The organism is Devosia salina, from assembly GCF_019504385.1.
Taxonomy (GTDB): Bacteria; Pseudomonadota; Alphaproteobacteria; order Rhizobiales; family Devosiaceae; genus Devosia; species Devosia salina.
The window spans coordinates 423,070-441,977 of the sequence record NZ_CP080590.1 but is presented as its reverse complement, the minus strand read 5'-3'; the positions used below and the strand labels follow the sequence as shown (position 1 = coordinate 441,977).

The 18,908-nt window shown below is 64.1% G+C and carries 20 protein-coding genes; 8 read left to right on the top strand and 12 right to left on the bottom strand.

The features are described from left to right. Positions 1-7: 7 nt before the first annotated feature. Together fmt and truA are read left to right on the top strand one after the other, a co-directional pair. On the top strand, positions 8-931 hold the full coding sequence (fmt, locus tag K1X15_RS02120) for a methionyl-tRNA formyltransferase (RefSeq protein ID WP_220305856.1): 924 nt from the start codon (positions 8-10) through the stop codon (positions 929-931). Beyond that, positions 931-1,671, top strand: coding sequence for a tRNA pseudouridine(38-40) synthase TruA (gene truA, locus K1X15_RS02115; RefSeq protein WP_220305855.1), 741 nt, complete (start codon positions 931-933; stop codon positions 1,669-1,671). Before fmt ends, truA begins: the two co-directional genes overlap by 1 nt. On the opposite strand, the gene K1X15_RS02110 is transcribed toward truA, so the two are convergent. The 6 genes from K1X15_RS02110 to K1X15_RS02085 form a co-directional block, all read right to left on the bottom strand. Next, positions 1,668-2,237, bottom strand: a complete 570-nt coding sequence (locus K1X15_RS02110; protein ID WP_220305854.1) for a hypothetical protein — start codon at positions 2,235-2,237, stop codon at positions 1,668-1,670. The two genes, truA and K1X15_RS02110, sit on opposite strands and share 4 nt — an antisense overlap. Positions 2,238-2,249: 12 nt before the next feature. Then, positions 2,250-2,789 carry a hypothetical protein gene (locus K1X15_RS02105; RefSeq protein WP_220305853.1) on the bottom strand — a complete coding sequence of 180 codons (540 nt, stop codon included), beginning with the start codon at positions 2,787-2,789 and terminating at the stop codon, positions 2,250-2,252. Further along, positions 2,786-3,937 carry a succinyl-diaminopimelate desuccinylase gene (dapE, locus tag K1X15_RS02100; RefSeq protein ID WP_240549631.1) on the bottom strand — a complete coding sequence of 384 codons (1,152 nt, stop codon included), beginning with the start codon at positions 3,935-3,937 and terminating at the stop codon, positions 2,786-2,788. The genes K1X15_RS02105 and dapE overlap by 4 nt, the downstream gene beginning before the upstream one ends. A gap of 15 nt (positions 3,938-3,952) precedes the next feature. Next, positions 3,953-4,429 carry a DUF805 domain-containing protein gene (locus K1X15_RS02095; protein ID WP_220305852.1) on the bottom strand — a complete coding sequence of 159 codons (477 nt, stop codon included), beginning with the start codon at positions 4,427-4,429 and terminating at the stop codon, positions 3,953-3,955. Between the two features lie 90 nt (positions 4,430-4,519). Next, the gene (gene dapD, locus K1X15_RS02090; protein ID WP_220305851.1) at positions 4,520-5,362 is read right to left on the bottom strand and encodes a 2,3,4,5-tetrahydropyridine-2,6-dicarboxylate N-succinyltransferase; all 843 of its coding nucleotides are present in this window, start codon (positions 5,360-5,362) and stop codon (positions 4,520-4,522) included. Between the two features lie 103 nt (positions 5,363-5,465). After that, positions 5,466-6,287, bottom strand: a complete 822-nt coding sequence (locus tag K1X15_RS02085) for a prephenate dehydratase (RefSeq protein ID WP_220305850.1) — start codon at positions 6,285-6,287, stop codon at positions 5,466-5,468. A 314-nt stretch (positions 6,288-6,601) separates the two neighbouring features. Here K1X15_RS02085 and K1X15_RS02080 point away from each other — a divergent pair, with 314 nt between their 5' ends. From K1X15_RS02080 to K1X15_RS02070, 3 genes are all read left to right on the top strand, one after another. Further along, positions 6,602-7,390, top strand: a complete 789-nt coding sequence (locus K1X15_RS02080; protein WP_220305849.1) for a c-type cytochrome — start codon at positions 6,602-6,604, stop codon at positions 7,388-7,390. Positions 7,391-7,462: 72 nt separating this feature from the next. Then, entirely contained in the window at positions 7,463-8,401 is a 939-nt protein-coding gene (locus K1X15_RS02075) for a 2-hydroxyacid dehydrogenase (protein WP_220305848.1), read from the top strand. A gap of 100 nt (positions 8,402-8,501) precedes the next feature. Continuing rightward, positions 8,502-9,182, top strand: coding sequence for a YqaA family protein (locus K1X15_RS02070; RefSeq protein WP_220305847.1), 681 nt, complete (start codon positions 8,502-8,504; stop codon positions 9,180-9,182). A 31-nt stretch (positions 9,183-9,213) separates the two neighbouring features. Here the strand turns inward: K1X15_RS02070 and K1X15_RS02065 are convergent, their stop codons facing one another. Further along, positions 9,214-10,140, bottom strand: a complete 927-nt coding sequence (locus K1X15_RS02065) for a bifunctional helix-turn-helix transcriptional regulator/GNAT family N-acetyltransferase (protein ID WP_220305846.1) — start codon at positions 10,138-10,140, stop codon at positions 9,214-9,216. 63 nt (positions 10,141-10,203) lie between these two features. Further along, on the bottom strand, positions 10,204-11,553 hold the full coding sequence (locus K1X15_RS02060) for a leucyl aminopeptidase family protein (protein ID WP_220305845.1): 1,350 nt from the start codon (positions 11,551-11,553) through the stop codon (positions 10,204-10,206). A gap of 150 nt (positions 11,554-11,703) precedes the next feature. Between K1X15_RS02060 and K1X15_RS02055 the strand changes: the two genes are divergently transcribed. Then, the gene (locus K1X15_RS02055) at positions 11,704-12,474 is read left to right on the top strand and encodes a tetratricopeptide repeat protein (RefSeq protein ID WP_220305844.1); all 771 of its coding nucleotides are present in this window, start codon (positions 11,704-11,706) and stop codon (positions 12,472-12,474) included. A gap of 800 nt (positions 12,475-13,274) precedes the next feature. Here the strand turns inward: K1X15_RS02055 and K1X15_RS02050 are convergent. Beyond that, positions 13,275-13,874, bottom strand: coding sequence for a cation efflux transmembrane domain-containing protein (locus tag K1X15_RS02050; protein ID WP_240549630.1), 600 nt, complete (start codon positions 13,872-13,874; stop codon positions 13,275-13,277). 61 nt (positions 13,875-13,935) lie between these two features. Between K1X15_RS02050 and K1X15_RS02045 the strand changes: the two genes are divergently transcribed. Both K1X15_RS02045 and dmeF read left to right on the top strand, forming a co-directional pair. Further along, complete coding sequence (locus K1X15_RS02045) at positions 13,936-14,214, top strand: metal/formaldehyde-sensitive transcriptional repressor (RefSeq protein ID WP_220305843.1); 279 nt, start codon at positions 13,936-13,938, stop codon at positions 14,212-14,214. Next, positions 14,211-15,209, top strand: coding sequence for a CDF family Co(II)/Ni(II) efflux transporter DmeF (gene dmeF, locus K1X15_RS02040; RefSeq protein ID WP_220305842.1), 999 nt, complete (start codon positions 14,211-14,213; stop codon positions 15,207-15,209). The genes K1X15_RS02045 and dmeF overlap by 4 nt, the downstream gene beginning before the upstream one ends. Positions 15,210-15,385: 176 nt before the next feature. Here the strand turns inward: dmeF and K1X15_RS02035 are convergent, their stop codons facing one another. The 3 genes from K1X15_RS02035 to K1X15_RS02025 are packed head-to-tail and all read right to left on the bottom strand — an operon-like array spanning position 15,386 to position 18,895. Continuing rightward, positions 15,386-16,399, bottom strand: a complete 1,014-nt coding sequence (locus K1X15_RS02035; RefSeq protein WP_220305841.1) for a type II secretion system F family protein — start codon at positions 16,397-16,399, stop codon at positions 15,386-15,388. A gap of 22 nt (positions 16,400-16,421) precedes the next feature. After that, on the bottom strand, positions 16,422-17,399 hold the full coding sequence (locus tag K1X15_RS02030; RefSeq protein ID WP_220305840.1) for a type II secretion system F family protein: 978 nt from the start codon (positions 17,397-17,399) through the stop codon (positions 16,422-16,424). Between the two features lie 2 nt (positions 17,400-17,401). Next, positions 17,402-18,895: a TadA family conjugal transfer-associated ATPase gene (locus K1X15_RS02025; RefSeq protein WP_240549629.1), complete on the bottom strand. Its 1,494-nt coding sequence runs from the start codon at positions 18,893-18,895 to the stop codon at positions 17,402-17,404. Between the last annotated feature and the right edge of the window lie 13 nt (positions 18,896-18,908).

Genomic DNA, 18,908 nt, shown 5'->3' with positions numbered 1-18,908 from the left:
CTGCCCCATGCGCGTCATCTTCATGGGCACGCCCGATTTTTCCGTTCCGACACTGACCGAAATCGTCTCGGCCGGGCATGAAGTGGTGGCCGTCTATACGCGGGCGCCCAAGCCCGCCGGCCGCGGCCAGGCCGAGCGCAAGAGCCCGGTGCACGAGACCGCCGAGGCCTTCGGCATACCCGTCTTCACCCCCCGCTCGCTCAAGGGCGAAGCCGAGCAGGCGCAATTTGCATCGCTCGGCGCAGACGTTGCCGTTGTGGTCGCCTATGGCCTGATACTGCCCAAACCCATCCTCGAAGCGCCCGAACATGGCTGCTTGAACCTGCACGGTTCGCTCCTGCCGCGCTGGCGCGGCGCGGCGCCGATCCAGCGCGCCATCATGGCGGGGGACAGGCAGACCGGCATCGTGGTGATGCAGATGGACGAGGGTCTCGACACCGGTGCCATGGGCCCGACCGAAATCATCCCGATCGGGCCGGACATGACAGCCGGCGAGTTGCACGACCAGATGATGCGGCTGGGCGCCGACCTGATGGGGCGTGCGCTGGCGGCACTGGAGCGCGGCAGCCTCGATTTTACGCCGCAGCCGGCAAGCGGGGAGACCTACGCCGCCAAGATCGACAAGGCCGAGGCGCGGATCGATTTTTCCAAATCTGCAGAAGAGGTGCACAACCTCATCCGCGGTCTCTCGCCCTTCCCGGGAGCCTGGTTCGAGCTGGAACTGGGCGGCAAGCCGGTGCGCATCAAGGCGCTGCGATCGACTGTGGCTGATGCCTCCGGTGCGCCTGGCACGCTGATCGGCGATGACCTGACCATTGCCTGCGGCTCGGGTGCGGTACGCCTGACCCAGGTGCAGCGCGAGGGCAAGGGCGCCATGGATGCGGCGACTTTCCTACGTGGGGCCGGTGCGCTGCCCGACGCTGTCAGCTGATGGCCCGCTTCAAGCTCACCATCGAATATGACGGAACCCCGTTCTGCGGCTGGCAGCGGCAGGCGGACCGGATGAGCGTGCAGCAGGCGCTGGAAGAGGCGATCGCCCGGTTTTCAGGCGAGACGGTGACCACGCAGGCGGCGGGCCGCACCGATGCGGGCGTGCATGCCCTGGGACAGGTGGCGCATTTCGATCTTGCCAAGGACTGGGACCCGTTCCGGGTGCGCGAGGCGCTCAATTATCACCTCAAGGCCTATCCGGTGGTGGTGGTCGAGGCCGAAGCAGTGCCGGAGACATTCGAGGCGCGGTTTTCGGCGACGGCGCGGCATTATGAATATCGCATCCTCAATCGCCGGGCGCCGGCCGCCATCGAGCGCAACCAGGTGTGGCATGTGCCGGTGTCGCTGGACGCCCAAAGAATGCATGAGGCGGCCCAGCTCATCCTGGGCAAGCATGATTTCTCCACCTTCCGCTCCTCGGAATGCCAGGCCAATTCGCCCATCCGCACGCTTGACGTATTCGAGGTGGCCGGGGATGACGAAGTGATCGCCATTACCGCATCGGCCCGCAGCTTCCTGCATCACCAGGTGCGCTCGATGGTGGGATCGCTGAAACTGGTTGGCGAGGGAAAATGGAGCCCCGCCGATTTCCGGGCGGCGCTGGATGCAGCCGACCGCAAGCGCTGCGGCGCCATGGCGCCGGCCGCCGGGCTTTTCCTGACCGGGGTGGACTACCCCTAGGCCGGCGGGCCCATCGCGCCCAGAAGAGCGCCGCCGATGACCAGCAGCCCCACGAAGCTCGCGGCCATCTGGGCAATGATAAAGATCGCAATCTGCATCGGGGCCAGGGTGACGATACGACGGGCGATATTCACCTCGATGATGATGGCCGCCACGCCGACGATGATCATGACGAAGCCGCTGCCGCCCAGGAGGACGACACTCACCGCCCCGACTGCTGAAACGAAGAAATTCACCCAATTGTCGGCGACCAGATAGGGCACAAAACCGTCGAGCCGCCCCATCGTCTGCAGGACCAGATAGGCCGCGCCGATTTGCAGCGCGAATACCAATACCGACAGCAGCATTGCGCCAGTGGAAGCACCCGGGACAGTCGGCGCGCCAAACAGCATCGGCCCGTAAACACTGATCGTTATGGCGAGGACCAGGGCAATGAACGAGCCGATCAACCCGCGCTGCGAAAAATCGAAATAACGCGCCGCGTCCGGGCGACCCAACACCAGGGCCCAGGTGCCGCGGGCGGCGTCGAGCGCTTCTTCAAAGAATGTCGAATTGGACTGGGGCAAGAAAATGTCTCGTCAGGCGGCGGGCATGGGCGCCGGCATGATGTAGAGCGCGATGGGCGTGCCGACAAGAAGCAGAACGGTCAATACCGCAAATGCGACCGACACACCAATGGTCCAGCCTGAAGCCGCGCGCCCCAGGCGGTAGAACATATAGAGCAGTCCGAGCCAGAGCAGTGGCAGTACCATGCCCACTGTCAAATTCAGCAGGGCCCCCAAAATGAGGTAATAGATCAGTGCATAAATGCCAGGAACTAGAACTGGCAGGACGGGCTTCTGGTCGCGGATGGCAAATCGTGTCGCAAACAGGCCGATGACCAAAGCCACCAAAAACAGCGACTGCAGCGCCATGGAAGCCACAAAATCGAAAAGCTGCGGTACACCGTAGCTGAGCGAACCGAGCACCATGGCTAGAAAAGCGCAAAGATAGAACAGCACAAGGGCCGCGATCAGCCCTGCCGAAGTGAATCGAAACCGGGCCTGCCAGTTCGTCTCGCCCCTGAGGATCATGATCCAGCCATAGATCGACTGGCGGAGGGCCTTGATGATGTTCATGACGCGCTCCCGAAGAAGCGGCGCATGAAGGCAGTATAGATTTCGGCAAGGCCAGTGAGATCGGAAAGCGCGATATGCTCATCGGCCTTGTGCATGGAGGGGCCGACCAGTCCGCATTCGACCACGGGGCCATATTCGGCAATGAAGCGGGCATCGGAGGTGCCGCCGCCGGTGGAATATTCCGGTGGCCGTCCATTGCGCTCGGCAATGACAGCGGAGAGCGTTTCGACGTCACTGCCGAGGGGCGAGAGGAAGGCGCGGGAGGGGGCACCCGCCAGCGCGAAATCGATCCTTGTGCCACGGGCATCGACAGAATCGATGCGGGCACGGACCCAATCGGCGAGCGTCTCGGGCGTCCAAATGTCGTTGTAGCGAATGTTGAAGCGCAGCGTGCCGCTCATCGGAATGACGTTGGAGACGGGATTGCCGACGTCGATGGTTGTCAGTTCGAGATTACTGGCCGGGAAGTGCTCGGTGCCGGCGTCGAGACGTTCGGACGACAGCGCCGTGGCGACGGCGGCGAGCACCGGCAAGGGATTATTGGCCTTGTGCGGATAGGCAACGTGACCTTGCGTGCCGGTGACGGTGACCTTGCCCGAGAAGGAACCGCGGCGACCGATCTTGATGCTGTCGCCCAAGGTCTCGGTGGAACTGGGCTCGCCGACAATGGCGAAGTCGAAAGCATGGCCGTTCTCGTTCATCCAGGCGACCAACTTTTCGGTGCCGTTGATGGCGTCGGCTTCCTCGTCATTGGTGATGGCGAGACAGATGGTGCCGGCCTCCGGCGGGATGGCGGCGCAGGCGGCCACGAAGGCGGCGATGCCGGATTTCATATCGGCGGCGCCGCGCCCGAACATCTTGCCATCGGCGATGCGCGGCTCAAACGGATCGGACGTCCAGTGCGCCGTGTCGCCGGGCGGCACGACATCGGTGTGGCCGGCAAAGAGCAGGCGGCGGCCGCCCTGCCCTCTCGTGGCGAAGAGATTGTCGACCGGATAGGAGCCGTCGCCCTCGAACCGCAGGCGCGTGACCGCAAAGCCGATGGCTTCAAGCTCGGCCTGCAACAGGTCGAGCGCGCCAGCCTCTTCGGGGGTGACCGAGGGGCAGGCGATGAGGCGGGCGAGCAGGTCAGCAGGGTCGATGGTCACGACGGCTCCAATGGTTCAGGCGGCAGCGTCCAGCGGATCGGCGCCATAGCTGTTGGAACCGGTGGTGCCCTTGAGGAAGCCGAGCTGGACCAGCATGTAGATGGCGAACACGGCAAAGATGAAGTTGATGACGCCGAGCCATATGGCCGGGACGGGCACCATGACACCACCCATGTCGGTCATGGTGACGCCGATCCCGGTGGCCTGGAGCAGGTTGAGAATGAGAGAACCGGCGATGAGGATCTTGAGATCGGTACCGTCATTGTCGCGGTCGTGGCGACGCTTGATGCCGATGCAATAGCTGGGCCAGATCAGCGCGATATTGAGCAACACGGCCAGCCAGGCCATGACCGTGGCATTGCCCAGGCTGATGATGCCCAGGATGATGCTGGCGACGATCGAGATGACGATCAGCACCACGATGCCGATCCACCATTGCTGGCGGCCGATGCGCCCTTCGGTGGTGGTCAGCAGTGAAACGATATTGTCCATTTGTGTCCCCCTCAATGAACCGGAATCAGTTCCGGCCGGCCCCAGAGTAGGACGCCGGGCTGGCGGGGGCCAGCACCGGCGAAGCAGGGATCAATCGCGCAGCAGGTCGTTGATGCCGGTCTTGGAGCGAGTCTGGGCGTCGACGGTCTTGACGATGACGGCGCAGTAGAGGTTCGGGCCGGGGGTGCCATCGGGGAAGGGTTTTCCCGGGAGCGAGCCGGAGACGACAACCGAATAGGGCGGGACCTTGCCCATGTGGATTTCGCCGGTGGCGCGGTTCACCACCTTGGTCGAGGCGCCGATGAAGACGCCCATGGAAATGACCGAGCCTTCGCCCACGACCACGCCCTCGACGATTTCCGAGCGCGCACCGATGAAGCAATTGTCCTCGATGATGGTGGGACCGGCCTGCAGCGGCTCGAGCACGCCGCCAATGCCGACGCCACCGGACAGATGCACATTCTTGCCAATCTGGGCGCAGGAGCCGACCGTGACCCAGGTGTCGACCATGGTGCCTTCATCGACATAGGCGCCGAGATTGACGAAGCTGGGCATCAGGATGGCGCCCTTGCCGATATGGGCCGAGCGGCGGACGATGGCGCCGGGCACGGCACGGAAGCCTGCCTCGCGCCAGGTATTGTCGGACCAACCCTCGAACTTGGTGGGCACCTTGTCCCACCAGGTCGAGCCCTGCGGTCCACCGGTCATGGGCTCGTTGTCGTTGAGGCGGAAGGACAGCAGCACGGCGCGCTTGAGCCATTGATTGACCTGCCAGGTGCCATCGACCTTTTCGGCGACACGGGCCTTGCCGGTATCGAGCAGGTTCAGCGCCTCGTTCACCGCGTCGCGAATTTCGCCCGTGGTGTTGAAATTGATCTCGGCGCGATTGTCGAAGGCGGTGTCGATGATCTGGGCAAGCTGGTCGTGCGACATGGAAGGTCCTGGCAGCGGATTTTTGTTGGCGCGGACCATAGCCGGGGCGGTCGGGGAGTCAACGGATAAGCACGTCACCCAGCCCGTGAGTAAAGCTCGACCCTCAGTCCGCGGCGGGGTACACGCCCAGAATGCGGAAATAGTCGGTGAAGAAGCCCAGTTCCTCGAAGGCGTGCTGGACACCGATGTCGTCGGGGTGGCCCTCGATGTCGGCGTAGAACTGGGTCGCCGTGAAGGCGCCGCCGACCATGTAGCTTTCGAGCTTGGTCATGTTGACGCCATTGGTGGCAAAGCCGCCCATGGCCTTGTAGAGCGCCGCCGGCACGTTGCGCACGCGGAAGACGAAGGTGGTTTTCACCTTGCCCTGATTGGGTGCGCGCTTCTCGGTGGGCGACAGCACAAGGAAGCGGGTGGTGTTGTGGTCGGCGTCCTCGATGTTCTCGGCCAGGACATTGAGGCCATAGATCTCGCCGGCAAAACGCGAGGCAATGGCAGCCACGGATTTGTCGGCCTTCTCGGCCACTTCGCGGGCTGAACCAGCCGTGTCGACGGCATTGATGGTGCGCAGGCCTTTCGAGGAGATGAACTTGCGGCACTGGCCCAGGGCTACCGAGAGCGACTGCACCGCCTTGATGTCGTCAAGCGTTGCGCCGGGCACGCCGAGCAGGGTCATCTCCACCCGCAGATAGGTCTCGCCGATGATGTGCAAGCCGCTTTCGGGCAACAGGTGGTGAATGTCGGTGATGCGGCCATAGAGCGAATTTTCGACCGGCACGACGGCGAAATCGGCCCGGCCGGTCTGCACGGCATTGAGCGTTTCCTCGAAGGTGACGCAGCCGAGAAATTCCTCGCCAGGGAAGAAATTGGCGGACGCCGCATGGCTGAAGGCGCCGGGTTCACCCTGGAAAGCGATTTTCTTGGTCATGGAGGTCATCCGTGGAAACAAAGGCTGGCGGGTTTTGGCGCGGGGCCGGAGGAGAGTCAATGTGGACAAAGCACAGGAACAATACCCAGAACCGCCTGTCGCGTGACGTGCCCGGGCGCTGGCGGCAGCATGTTGCCGGTGCACCGCGACGATTTGACGGCGCGCAGTGGGCTTTGGACGGTTGCGCCACAAAGGGCTTGATACTATCTTCCGCGCGCGTCGCACCGGCCGGTTGAGGCGGATTCCCTATTGGGGGTCTAAAGTTGGGCCGGTCCGGATAAATGTCCACGGGGATGGACCGGCAGAGAGACCAAATGGATTCGTTTGAGCTAAACAAGATCATCGGCGCCGTGCTCGGCACCCTGTTGTTCGTCATGGGCGTGGGGTTCCTCGCCGAAGCCATCTACCACCCGATCCAGGATCGTGGCCCCGGCTATGCCCTGCCCGAACCGGAAGTGACCGAAGGTGGCGCTGTTGCCGAGGCCGAGCCGGAAGTGCCGCTTGGGGTGCTGCTGGCCAGCGCCAGCGCCGAACGCGGCGCCTCGGCCGTGCGCAAGTGTCAGTCCTGCCATACCTTCGGCGAAGGCGAGGCCAACAAGCAGGGTCCGAACCTCTATGGCATCGTGGGCAATAATCAGGCGCATCTGGAAGGCTTTGCCTATTCCGACATCCTGATGCAGCACCACAATGAGGGGCTGACCTGGACCTATGAGAATCTCAACACCTTCCTGACCAACCCCAAGGGCTATGCCCCGGGCACAAAGATGGGCTTTGCCGGCGTCCGTTCGCCTGAAGAGCGCGCCGACATCCTGGCCTATCTGCAGACGCTGTCGGCCAGCCCGGTGCCGTTCCCCGCCGCCGAGGAAGCTGCCGCCCCCGCGGAAGACGCAGCGCCTGCCGCCGAGGGCGAGGCCGCGACCACCGAACCGACCGCTCCGGCCGGCGCCGTGGAGACAGCCACCGAGACGCAGGATGAAACGCCTGTGGTTGGCACCCCGGTGCAGGAAACCACTCCGGCCGCCCCTGCGTCAGGCGGCGAGACCACGGCCACCCCGGCAACCGAGACCAGCGGCGCCGAGCCTGCCACCACGCCGGCCCAGTAAGGCGACGCGAAGAGTTCATACAAATGCAGCGAGCCGCGCCCCAAGCGCGGCTCTTTTCTTGAGGATCAATCCATGCTGCTGCTGCACCTTTCCGATGTCGACGAGGCCAGCTGGGCCAAGGCTTTTTCCGCGGCGCTGGCGCCCTACCCCGTGGTGCGGCAGAACGAGGCGTATGATCCCAAGGCCATCCGCTACATCTTCGTATGGAAGCCCAAGGAAAATGCCTTTGACGGGCTCGACAACCTCAAGGCCGTGCTGTCGCTGGGCGCCGGGGTCGACGCGTTGCTCAAGCATCCCAAGCTGCCCGACGTACCGATCGTGCGCTTTGTGGACGAAGACCTCAGCCAGCGCATGAGCGATTATGTGGTGGCACAGGTGACCATGCACCACCGCCAGTTCACACGCTTCCAGGCCGACCAGAAGGCGCGGCGCTGGAGCCAGTATTATCCACCGGCTGCCGGCGAAACCAGCGTGGGCATCATGGGCATGGGCGTTTTGGGGCAGGACGCGGTGAAACGGCTGCGGCCGCTGGGCTTTGACCTCAGAAGCTGGAGCCGGACGCCCAAGGCCATGGAGGGGGTGGAGGGTTTTGCCGGCGAGGCCCAATTCGACGCCTTTCTTTCCGGCACCGATATCCTGGTCAATCTCCTGCCGCTGACCCCGGAGACCACCGGCATCCTGAACATGGCCACGTTCCGCAAGCTGCGCCGCGAGCGGCTGGCCGGCGGACCGGTGATCGTCAACGCGGCGCGCGGCGGGCACCAGCGCGAGGCCGACATCGTCGCCGCCCTGGGCGATGGCACGCTGGGCGCGGCAAGCCTGGACGTGTTCGAGACCGAGCCCCTGCCCCTCGACAGTCCGCTCTGGGACATCCAGAACTGCTACATCACGCCCCATATCGCCGCCATCTCCAATGAAGAGAGCGGTGTGCGCTACTTCTCACGGCTGCTGCTGGCACATGAGGCGGGCGAAGAGTTGCCCAATGTCGTGGATCGGGCGCGCGGCTATTGAGGTGCGTTGCGGGCCTTGCGTTGACACGCAAAATTCACTGGTCACGGGCCAAGCTAGCGTCCATGCATGAACAGCGTCACAGACGAGCAGGCCGAGGGGCATGACGGACAATACAGCACAGACGGGAAAACCGGGACTCTATGAACGGCTCAAGGCCGCCACAGCTCACCCGCTCGCAGAGCCCATTCTGGCGCTGATCTGCTTTCTTGAAGCCATGATCGTGCCGGTTTTTCCGGAAGTAATGCTGGCGCCGATGATCCTGGCGGACCGGCGTCGCGCCTGGCGGCTGGCGACGATCTGCACGGTGTTCTCGGTGCTTGGCGGTATCTTCGGCTATGCCATCGGGCATTTCCTGTTCGACACGATCGGCAAGGGCATCGTGGAATTCTATGGCGCCGGGGCCGGCTTCGAGCAGCTGCGCGAGAGCTTTGTGGCCAATGGGCCGTTCATGATCATGATCGGCGCGGTCACGCCTATTCCGTTCAAGATCATCACCATTACCAGCGGCGTGGCGGGGGTGAACATCTGGACGTTCATCCTGTTCAGCCTGATCGGGCGGGGCCTGCGGTTCTTCTTCCCCTGTGGCCTCTTCTATTTCTTCGGGCCGCTGGCGAGCGAGTTCATCGAAAAGCACAAGAAATGGGCCGGCTGGGTGATGCTGGCGGCGGTGATCGGCGGGTTTGCGGCCGCGCCGATGCTGTTTCCCAAGCATGGCACCACGGTGACCGACACGGTGATCGAGCAGGCGACGGGCACTGACGTCATTCCCGGCAAGCTCTGAGGGCTGATCGACGCCAGCGGCCGCGCCGGTGCTAGAGTTCGAGCGTCCAGTACTGACCGTTGAGATCGGCGCCGAAGGAGCGATGCCGCTCCTCGCGGGTGAGATCAAAGCCGGCTGCCTGATAGATGCGTCGTGCAGAGACGAGGCAATCCTGCGTCCAGAGGATGACGCGGCGATAGCCGGAGGCCCTAGCAAAGCGCACGGCTTCGTCGACCAACCTTCCGCCGATGCCCTGACCGCGGAACATGGGCTCGACATAGAGCATGCGCAATTGCGCCGTCTCGACGGGGTTGCCGGCGGCAGGCTGGATGAACACCGAGCCCGCGATCTCGCCACCCCGCTCGGCCACCCACAGGGCCTTGGGCGGACGACTTTCGGCGGCTTCGTAGTCTGCGTAGATGCGGGCGATCAGGGCTTCGAATTCGCCATTCCAGCCCTGTTCGAGATGGTAGAGCACGGCCTGGCGGTGGATGAGCCAGCCCAGTTCCCCGACCCGGTGCGGACGGATGACCAGGGGCGCGTCATCGGGTTCGGCGAGGATCGCCTGAATGCGGCGCATGGCGCCGACAAGGTCCCGCTGCTCGAACGGGCTGAACGGGTCGAGCAGGGTGCGGGCCGCAGTCTCGTCGCTCATGGCATTGAGACGCTCCGCCACCGCCCGGCCATCGGCGGTCAGCGCCATGGGAGCAGCGCGCCCGTCGCCGGTGCGGGGCAGCAGCGCGACCAGTCCCTGGTCGACCAGCCTGCTCACGATGCGGCTCATCTGTCCGCGATCCATGTTGAGGGTCGCGGCGATCTGGGCCGAGGTGGTGACGCCATCCTTGCCCAGCTCATAGATGACGCGCGCTTCGGCCAGGGTGTGGATGGTCTTGTGCATGCCCTCGTCGAGCAGGCCGATGACGCGGGTGTAGAAGCGGTTGAAACTGCGGATCTGGGCGATATCGGCGGGATCGGCCATGACAAGCTCCTGAATAGTTGATAAAGTCAACCATTCAGGAGGCAGAGTCAATCAAAATGACCGTCAGGCTTTGTAGCGCTGGCGCACCAGGCCATAGACGGCGCGGATGCCCTGGTCGGTGGCGCCGACCGGGCGCCCGGGCCGGGCTTCGGGCGCCCAGCCGAAAATGTCCAGATGCACCCAGGCCGCGGCATTCTTGACGAAACGCCTGAGGAACAGCGCCGCGGTGACCGAGCCGGCATAGCCGCCGGCGCCGGCATTGTTGACGTCGGCGATCTTGGAAGCCATCTGCGCGTCGTAATTGGACCAGAGCGGCATGGGCCAGAGCGGGTCTTCGGCGGCGAGGCCCGCGGCAGCGAGGGCCGCGGCGACCTTGTCGTCGGTCGAATAGAGCGCCGGCAGATCCGGGCCCAGCGCCACGCGCGCGGCGCCGGTGAGCGTCGCCATGTCGACCAGCAGGTCGGGCGCCTCTTCGTCGGCCAGGGCCAGGGCATCGGCCAGGATCAGCCGACCCTCGGCATCGGTATTGCCGATCTCCACCGTGAGGCCGGCACGCGAGCGCAGCACGTCGCCCGGGCGGAAGGCATTGGCCGAGATAGAATTTTCCACGACCGGCAGCAGCACGCGCAGGCGCACCAGCAGCCTGGCGGACATGATGGCATGGGCCAGACCCAGGATATTGGCCGCGCCGCCCATGTCCTTCTTCATCATCAGCATGCCCGCGGCCGACTTGATGTCGAGCCCGCCGGTATCAAAGGTGACGCCCTTGCCCACCAGCGTGACCTTGGGGTGACCGGCTTCGCCCCAGCCCAGATCGATCAGGCGCGGGGCCTGGGCGCTGGCGCGGCCCACGGCGTGGATCATGGGGAAATTGGCACTGAGCAGGTCGTCGCCCTGGGTGACGGAGATGCTCATGCCGTGGCGGCGCGCGAAGTCGCGGACCATGGTCTCCAGCGCATCGGGACCAAGGTCATTGGCCGGGGTGTTGATGAGGTCGCGCGCCAGGGTCGCCGCCTCCACCTGCCGGTCGACTTCGGCGGCGTCGGCGCCTTGGGGCAGGTTGAGGGCCGGCGTGGGCTGACCTTCGCGATAGCGATCGAAGCGATAGGCGCCCAGGCGGAAGCCGATGGCGGCCAGGGTCGGGTCGGCAATATCGCCGGCCAGAGCATAGGTGGCCGCGGGCAGCGCCGCTGCGGCAAGACCCGCCACAAAGGGTGAGCGGCCCGCGGGCTTGCCGGTGCCGAACAGCACTGCAGCGATCTCGCCGGCTTCATCGGGCAGGGACAGGAGTTTTCCGCGCTGGCCGGTAAAGCCATTGGCGGTGGCCCAGGCCTTGTGCAGTGCGGAAATCGACACATCATCGAGCCCGCCTTCGGGGACCAGGTAGAGCGGTTTGACGGACGAACTGGGCATGGCGCAACTCCATTGAAGACGCCCCTCTTCTAGCGAGCCGGACTGGCGCGGGCAACGCCCCGGCCCCACCGTTTAACCCGGTGTTAGGGTTAATGATCTATTGCTCGGGGAGTTGATTTTGACGGCTCTGCAGGGGCCGGGAGTGCCACAGTGTTCAACCCGAAACGCATCGCCAGATCCCTGCGCCCGCTGCTGCTGGCCGGCGTGGCGGCGCTGACCCTTTCGGCCTGCGCCTCCAATCGCGGACAGATGGGCGCCACGGATTATTCGGGCATGAGCGCGGCGCAAGGCCAGACGGCCCTGGCGGACCTCACGGCCCGCTATCGCGCCAATCCGCGCGACCGGGGCGTCGTCATCCGCTATGCCGCGGCCCTGCGCGCTGCCGGCCAGTCCCAGCAGGCCGCAGCAGCGCTGGAACAGGCCATGTCGGCCTATCCGGGCGACGTGGAAATCTCCATTGCCTATGCCAAGGCGCTGACGGCCTCGGGCCGGTTCGACCAGTCCCTGTCGGTGCTGCAAAATGTCATCCGGCCCGACGCGCCGGACTGGAATGCCCTGCTCGTCATGGGCGCGACGCTGGACCAGATGGCCCGCCATGACGAGGCGCGGCGCATCTATGTGCAGGCGGCGGTGATGGCGCCCGGCGAAGCCTCGATCGAGACCAATCTGGGCCTCTCCTATGCCATGACCAACGAGTTGGCGACCGCCGAGCAGCATTTGCGGCGGGCGGTGCAGATGCGCGGCGCCAATAGCCAGACGCGGCAGAACCTGGCGCTGGTGGTGGGGCTGCAGGGCCGCTTCGACGAGTGCCGGGCGCTCTACGCGGCCGAGCTGCCGCCCGACCAGGTCGAGACCAATATGGCCTATGTGCGGGCGCTGCTGACCCAGCAGAACCGCTGGGACATGATCGAGCAGGGCTGACATCCTGTTTGCTCCCGTCCGGTCAGGCCCGTTCACGCATGGCTGGACGCCGGCCGGCTTTCGCCTCCGGTTCTCCTGGTGTGGACGTATCCCGAGGCGCGTGCGTCTCAGTAAAATAGTAAAATAGAGACGTCGCCGCCTCGGGACGCCGGTTTTTCGTAGAGGTCTCGGTCCCCATTGAACGCTCGTCGCAGGGTGACCGCTTCCTGGACGCGCAACTGGAGCGACCCAGCTACGCCCGGCTCCCCCCGCAAAAGTTCGCTGCAGTCCGTCCGCGCGGGAGTGATGGGGGGATTATGAGTGAGGTTCTGGACCCGGGGATAAAATGTTTCGCGCCTCGCGCTCAACCGATCCCGGTCCGTCCTCGGGCCTGACCCGAGGACCTCTGTCAACGCGCGCGCCGGCCTGGCGTCGACCGGCCCTCGGGTCAGGCCCGAGGGCGGCGCGGTGGGTGGGGCAGGATCGGTGCAAATGGCGAGGATGGCAGGTTCGGACCTCAAATCTGTCGTTCGAGCCCATACGATGAGACGATCAAAACCTGCCGACTTGCCACCCACCGCGCGTCACCCTCGGGCTTGACCCGAGGGCTCTTCACCTGGCGATGTCATCCCAGAGATCGCGCCCATTCAGACTTGTGTCGCTTCACAGCGCCCCTGCCAAACCCCCAAAGTACAGGGCCCTCGGCTCGAGGCCGAGGGTGACGGCCGGTGGGGTGGAAACAAAGAGACAAAACCGGAAGACCGATTTCGACCCCATTGTGGTCGTTCCAGGCTGACAACGCCGACCCCGAAAGCGGCCGCTCAGGCCCTGGCAATTGCGTGCTCCTCATGGGCTGCCTCCCAGACTTCGCGAGCAGCATCAATATTCATCGCGGCGATGGCCAACCCAACCACGACGTCGGGCCATACAGAGTTCCAGAGATAGGCGGTCACCAGCCCGGCGCCGATGATGCAGACATTGGCAACGGCGTCATTACGGGCTGAAAGGAAGGCAGCACGGGTCAGGCTACCGCTATGACGACGAAATCGGGCCAGGATAAAAGCGCAGCTGAGGTTGACTGCAAGTGCCCCAAGTCCGGTTAGCGACAGCGCAATGGGTTCCGGCGGCACCGGATTGGTGAACTTGCCCCAAAGCGACCAAATCAGCGCCAGCGCGGGCAGGAGCAGGACGCCTGCCAGCAGCATGCCGACCCTAGCGCGCTTCCTGGCGGTCCAGACCAGGGCGAAGAAGATGAGCAGATTGACAGAGGTGTCCTCAAGAAAATCAACGCTGTCGGCAAAGAGGGATACCGAGCCTATGGACAGGGCGACGGCAAATTCCACGCCAAAATAGGCGAGGTTGAGCAAGGCGACGATGAGCACCGTGCGCCGCAGGTCCGCATCCATTGTTTCCATCGCCATCAAGTTCTCTATTTCGATTGCGGGTTGTTCAAGGGCTCCTCATAGGGTATCCCCCTATGTTATGTCACACACTTCTAAGCATAAAGACAAGCTCCTGGCGAGGGTTCGACGCCTGAAGGGACAGATCGAAGCCGTCGAGCGGTCGCTTGAGGCAGAAGCCCCCTGTGGCGAGGTTCTCAACCTCGTTGCCTCTATCCGTGGCGCCGTAACCGGCCTAACTGGCGAGTTGATCGAAGATCACATCCGCGAACACGTATCCAATCCCGACACCGATTCTGATCGTGACCGCGCCCAAGGCGCCGCGGAGCTCATCGATGTCGTCAGGACCTATCTGAAATGACCCAGGAAACCCGCCTCTCCAGCCCCCATGACCATGTCTTTCTGGGCGACAATCATGCCCGCAATGAGCGCCGCACCTGGCTGGTCATCGCGATCACGGCGATCATGATGGTGGTGGAAATCGCCGCCGGGTCCATTTACGGGTCAATGGCTCTGGTGGCGGATGGCTGGCACATGTCCACCCATGCTGCGGCGATGCTCATCGCCGCGCTGGCTTACATGTTCGCCCGCAAGAACGCCCGCAACCCGCGGTTCACGTTCGGAACCGGTAAGCTGGGCGACCTGGCGGCCTTCGGCAGTGCCGTGGTGCTCGCCCTGATCGCGCTGCTGATCGGCTGGGAGAGCATTCTGCGACTGTACAGTCCGGTGGCAATCAACTTCTCGCAGGCCATCACCGTTGCCGTGATTGGTCTAGGGGTAAACCTGCTGTGTGCTTGGCTGTTGCGCGACGACCATTCGCATCACCACCACGGGCATGACCATCATCACGATCATGGTCACGCCCATGTTGACCACGGCCATGACCACCATGGCCATGATCATCATGAACATCTGCCCGCGACAGACAACAATCTGCGCGCCGCCTACCTCCACGTGCTCGCAGATGCCCTGACCTCGGTGCTGGCCATCGCGGCTCTTGTCTTTGGAAGCCTCTATGGGTGGAACTGGCTGGACCCGGCCATGGGGATCGTCGGTGGGCTTGTCATTGCCCGTTGGTCTTGGGGACTGATCCGCGACGCCGGCGCCGTTTTGCTCGACTACTTGCCGGAGAACGAAGACCTTCCCAGTGAGATCCGTGAGGTAATCGAAGGTAACGGCGGCGAGATCACCGATCTGCATGTTTGGCGGCTTGGACCTGGCCATCACGGCGCCATCATCGCCTTACGCTCGCCTCACCTGCAAACGGTCGAGTTCTATAAAAGCAAGCTGGCAATCATCCATGAGCTTTCGCACGTTACAATCGAAGTGCAACCGGCGCAGGTCAGCGTCAGTTAATTAAGGAACCAGACTAAAAGCCGCCGTTCCGCTCCCCACCCCATTCCTGCCATTCAAGTACAGAGCGCTCGGCTCAAAGCCGAGGGTGACGGGTGGTGGATTTTATGGGGGGCAAAAGCAATGCGGCCCACTGTTCCCATAGTGACCGGGCAGCGAGTGCTGCGCGAGGGCTACCCTCAGCCGCCGCCCATCGTGCGGGAGACCGAGCCGGTGAACACCTGGATCATGGCGGGCGAGAGGATGACGATGAAGAGCACGGGCAGGAAGAAGACAATCAGCGGCACGGTGAGCTTGGGCGGCAGGGCCGCGGCCTTCTTTTCGGCATCCATCATGCGGCTTTCGCGGCCTTCCTCGGCCATGACGCGCAGCGCCTGGCCCACGGAGGTGCCGTAGCGATCGGCCTGGATGAGAGCGGTCATCACCGACTTGACGTTGTCGAGCCCGGTGCGCTTGCCCAGATTGTCATAGGCGCGGGTACGGTCCTCGAGGAAGGACAGTTCGGCGGTGGTCAGGGTCAGCTCTTCGGCCAGCTCGACCGACTGGGCGCCGATCTCCTTGGCCACGCGCTTGAAGGCGTGTTCCATGGACATGCCGGCCTCGACGCAGAGCAGCAGCAGATCGAGACAATCGGGCCAGGAGCGGCGGATGGAGGCCTGGCGCTTCTGTGTCTTGTTGCGCAGGAGAAGGACCGGCAGGTAGGCGCCGAGGAGGCCGGCGCCAATGGCATAGACCAGGTTGAGATAGACCGGGCGATCGCCGGGGGCCAGGATCAGCAGATAGACCGCGGCGACGGCGAAGATGGCCACCGGATAGGCGAGGCGCTGGAACAGGAACTTGGTCAGCTCCCCCTGCCCGCGCAGGCCGGCCATGGCCAGCTTGTCGACGGTGGAATCGTCCTGGAACGCCTTCTTGAGGTCGAAACGCTCGACCGCCCGCTTCATGTAGGACTTGGCTTCGGTGCCGCGGCGAATGGAGACGCGGCCATCGGGATTGCCATTGCTGCCGCGCAAGCGGGCCATTTCCTCGGCCCGCATCTTGTCGCGTTCGATGGCGACGCGCTTGATGCGGGCCTTCATCTCCTGCTTGACGATGAGCGAGGAGCCGAAGGTAAAGACCACGGCGGCCGCGGACACGGCCGCGAGCACGGCAATGAGGAAATCCCGCTGGGTGAGCAGTTCGACGATGTTCATGACGACAGCCCCATGACGGAGATCAGACCTCGAACTGCACCATGCGGTTCATGACGAAGATGCCGGCGGCCAGCATGACGACGCCGACGCCCAGACACACATTGCCGATGGGCGTGGTGAACAGGGGCAGCAGATATTTCGGCGACACCAGCGAGACCAGGATGGCCACCACGATCGGCAGCGAACCGATGATGCCGGCCGACGCCTTGGCCTCGGAGGACATGGCCTTGACCTTCTGCTTCATTTTCTTGCGGTTGCGCAGCACGCGCGCCAGATTGCCCAGGGCTTCCGAGAGATTGCCGCCGGCCTGTTGCTGGACGGAAATGACGACGACGAAGAAATTGACTTCCGGCAGGGGCACGCGCTCGAGCAGGATCTGCACCGCCTCGGTCATGGAGAAGCCGAAGCTCTGCTGGTCGAGCACGCGGGCGAACTCGGACTTGACCGGCTCCTTGGTGTCCTTGGCAACAACGCGCATGGAATCGTTGAGCGGCAGGCCGGTCTTGACGCCGCGCACGATGGCCTCGATGGCGTTGGGCAATTCGTCGAGGAACTGGTTCTGGTAGCGCTTGCGCTTGTGCGACACATACATGCGCGGCAGGAGATAGGCCCCGGCGACGGCGAAGATGGCGGCGAAATAGAACGGGACCTGGGCCAGGAACAGCACGATGAACAGGCCGACACCGAAGATCACGCTGTTGCGGATGAAGGTGGCAGGCTTGATGGTCATGCCGGCCTGGAAAATCATGTCGGCCAGGCTCACGCGCTTTTTGGCGTTGAGCTCATCGGTCTGCGACTTGAGCGCCTGCTGCACGGTCTTGCGGCGATTTTCGCGGACGCGGCTGGCATCGGCGGTCTGCCGATTGGCCCGGATATCGCCCTGGAACGCCTTCATGCGCGCTTCGGCCCGCTTGTTGCCCAGCGCCGAGGGGACCAGGGCAAAGCCGGCGGCCCCGATAGTGACTGCGAAGAGGACGAGGAGCAGGAGCGTGGTGGTCATGGTCAGCGTCCCATGATTTCGTGCTGTTCGGTATTGGCCTTTTCCAGCGCCTCGACCAGATTGGCTTCCTCGTTGAAATAGCGGGCGCGCTCGGTGAATTGCGGCTTGGTGATGCCGGTGGAGCGGTGGCGGCCGACCAGCATGCCATTGGCGTCCTCGCCCAGGATGTCGTAGACGAACACGTCCTGGGTGACGATGACGTCGCCTTCCATGCCCAGCACTTCGGAAATGTGGGTAATGCGGCGCGAACCATCGCGCAGGCGCGCGGCCTGGACGATGACGTCGATGGACGAGACAACCATTTCGCGGATGGTGCGGCTGGGCAGGGCATAGCCGCCCATGGTGATCATGGATTCAAGACGGCTGAGGGCTTCGCGCGGGCTATTGGCGTGCAGCGTGCCCATGGAGCCGTCATGGCCGGTATTCATGGCCTGCAGCAGGTCGAAGGCCTCGGGTCCGCGCACTTCGCCCACGATGATGCGTTCGGGGCGCATACGCAGGCAGTTCTTGATGAGATCGCGCATGGTGATCTCGCCCTCGCCCTCGAGATTGGGCGGGCGGGTTTCGAGACGCACCACATGGGGCTGCTGGAGCTGGAGTTCGGCCGAGTCCTCGCAGGTGATGACGCGCTCATCCTTCTCGATGAAGGCGGTGAGGCAGTTGAGGAGCGTGGTCTTGCCCGAACCGGTACCACCCGAGATCAGCACATTGGCGCGGACGCGGCCCAGGATGCGCAGCACCTCGGCGCCTTCGGGCGAGATGGAATTGTATTTGACCAGCTGTTGGAGGGTCAGCTTGTCCTTCTTGAACTTACGAATGGTGAGCGCAGCACCATCGATGGCCAGAGGCGGGGCGATGACGTTGACGCGGGAGCCATCGGGCAGGCGCGCGTCGCAGATGGGCGAGCCTTCATCGACGCGGCGGCCGACCTGGGAGACGATGCGCTGGCACACATTCATCAGATGCGCGTCGTCGCGGAAGCGCACATTGGTCAGGCGCACCTTGCCACCCACTTCGATGTAGCAGCGCTGGGAACCATTGACCATGATGTCGGCGATGTCGTCGCGGGCCAGCAGCGGCTCGAGCGGGCCATAGCCGAGCACGTCGTTGCAGATGTCCTCGAGCAGGTCTTCCTGCTCGGAAATGGACATGACGATGGATTTGAGGGCGATGATCTCGGCGACAATGTCGCGGATTTCCTCGCGGGCGGCCTGGCTCTCCATGGTGGCGAGCTGGCTGAGATCGATGGAGTCGATCAGCGCGTTGAAGATGGCGGACTTGGTCTGGAAATATTCCTTGGCGCGCTGGGCATCGGCGGGGGCGCGGACATCGAGCACCTCGTCGGTGGTGCGCATGCGCGCGGCCATGGCGTCACTGTCGCTGGACCGGCGCTGCGGCGGGGCTGGCGTGGCAGCGGGGGCTGGGCTGGCCACCGGACGCGGTGCCTCGCTCAGTCCCGGCGTATTGCCGCCAAATGTGGTGCGCTTGCCAAACATATGATCCCTACTG

Excerpts from the sequence above, each read along its gene's own strand:
- K1X15_RS02030 (WP_220305840.1), bottom strand. The coding sequence starts at position 17,399 with ATGACCACCACGCTCCTGCTCCTCGTCCTCTTCGCAGTCACTATCGGG.
- K1X15_RS02065 (WP_220305846.1), bottom strand. The coding sequence starts at position 10,140 with ATGGCCGATCCCGCCGATATCGCCCAGATCCGCAGTTTCAACCGCTTC.
- K1X15_RS02085 (WP_220305850.1), bottom strand. The coding sequence starts at position 6,287 with ATGACCAAGAAAATCGCTTTCCAGGGTGAACCCGGCGCCTTCAGCCAT.
- K1X15_RS02045 (WP_220305843.1), top strand. The coding sequence starts at position 13,936 with ATGTCACACACTTCTAAGCATAAAGACAAGCTCCTGGCGAGGGTTCGA.
- truA (WP_220305855.1), top strand. The coding sequence starts at position 931 with ATGGCCCGCTTCAAGCTCACCATCGAATATGACGGAACCCCGTTCTGC.
- K1X15_RS02105 (WP_220305853.1), bottom strand. The coding sequence starts at position 2,789 with ATGAACATCATCAAGGCCCTCCGCCAGTCGATCTATGGCTGGATCATG.
- dapD (WP_220305851.1), bottom strand. The coding sequence starts at position 5,362 with ATGTCGCACGACCAGCTTGCCCAGATCATCGACACCGCCTTCGACAAT.
- K1X15_RS02095 (WP_220305852.1), bottom strand. The coding sequence starts at position 4,429 with ATGGACAATATCGTTTCACTGCTGACCACCACCGAAGGGCGCATCGGC.
- K1X15_RS02075 (WP_220305848.1), top strand. The coding sequence starts at position 7,463 with ATGCTGCTGCTGCACCTTTCCGATGTCGACGAGGCCAGCTGGGCCAAG.
- dmeF (WP_220305842.1), top strand. The coding sequence starts at position 14,211 with ATGACCCAGGAAACCCGCCTCTCCAGCCCCCATGACCATGTCTTTCTG.
- K1X15_RS02070 (WP_220305847.1), top strand. The coding sequence starts at position 8,502 with ATGACGGACAATACAGCACAGACGGGAAAACCGGGACTCTATGAACGG.
- K1X15_RS02080 (WP_220305849.1), top strand. The coding sequence starts at position 6,602 with ATGGATTCGTTTGAGCTAAACAAGATCATCGGCGCCGTGCTCGGCACC.
- K1X15_RS02025 (WP_240549629.1), bottom strand. The coding sequence starts at position 18,895 with ATGTTTGGCAAGCGCACCACATTTGGCGGCAATACGCCGGGACTGAGC.
- fmt (WP_220305856.1), top strand. The coding sequence starts at position 8 with ATGCGCGTCATCTTCATGGGCACGCCCGATTTTTCCGTTCCGACACTG.
- K1X15_RS02060 (WP_220305845.1), bottom strand. The coding sequence starts at position 11,553 with ATGCCCAGTTCGTCCGTCAAACCGCTCTACCTGGTCCCCGAAGGCGGG.
- K1X15_RS02050 (WP_240549630.1), bottom strand. The coding sequence starts at position 13,874 with ATGGCGATGGAAACAATGGATGCGGACCTGCGGCGCACGGTGCTCATC.
- K1X15_RS02035 (WP_220305841.1), bottom strand. The coding sequence starts at position 16,399 with ATGAACATCGTCGAACTGCTCACCCAGCGGGATTTCCTCATTGCCGTG.